Raw genomic sequence first — 722 nt, 5'->3', positions numbered from 1 at the left:
ACGTAAATATTCTGGCCGCCGCTGTCGACGCCGCCCGCGATCGCCAGCGGCGACGCATGTTCACTGATCAAAGCGATCTTCACGAGCGCCCCTCTGTATGCGATCCCCTTTGGCGTGTAGCGCGGCGCGCAGTCGCGTGGATCAGTCTTCCGGATTCAGCATTTGGCGTGCCACTCGTTGTGAGTGTCGGCAGAGGTACGAAACGATTTTCGGTTCGTCGCGCGTTGAACCAAATGTCGTTTGGTTCGAAGCGCGACGCGCGCGCTTTTACGTGGCGCGTGTAGAACCGACAGCGCGTTCGCCGGGCGTCTGCGCTTCGCGGCGTGCGTCGTCGTCGTGGACGAGACGTCGCATGAGCCTCACGCGCTCGTCGATCACGCGTCGTCTGCGACGTGCCCATGCGATGCCCGCGATCAACTCTTTCAGATCGGGCAGCGGCGATGGTTCCGTGACAGGAGAGCGATCGCGTCGCGGGTGGCGCGCAGCGCTTCGACCAGTGGCAGGCGCATCCACGCGACCCACGCGGCGTTGCGCGCGAGCAGCCTGCGTCGTTGCGCGCTGTCGCGCAACGGAGAAGGATGATGATGAAGAACGATCTCATCGATATAGACGATCTCGTGTCCCGCGCGAAGCACATCCAGCGAGACGAGCGCCTCTTCTCCGCCGATGAAAAGCCTCGGCTCGTAGCCGCCCGTTTGCCGGAAGACGTCCGTGCGAAACAC

At 63.3% G+C, this 722-nt stretch carries 2 protein-coding genes; one reads left to right on the top strand and one right to left on the bottom strand.

Annotated elements, in window-relative coordinates:
- Positions 1-284, top strand: a 284-nt coding sequence (locus AWB74_RS48165; protein WP_235024972.1) for a hypothetical protein, incomplete at its 5' end; no start/stop codon positions are given.
- Positions 285-422: 138 nt separating this feature from the next.
- On the opposite strand, the gene AWB74_RS46790 is transcribed toward AWB74_RS48165, so the two are convergent.
- Positions 423-722: glycosyltransferase family 2 protein (locus AWB74_RS46790; RefSeq protein ID WP_407642559.1), on the bottom strand; the 300-nt coding region annotated here is incomplete at its 5' end.

Source organism: Caballeronia arvi, from assembly GCF_001544695.2.
In the GTDB taxonomy this organism is placed as follows: domain Bacteria; phylum Pseudomonadota; class Gammaproteobacteria; order Burkholderiales; family Burkholderiaceae; genus Caballeronia; species Caballeronia arvi.
This window is presented reverse-complemented; position numbering and strand designations above follow the sequence as displayed.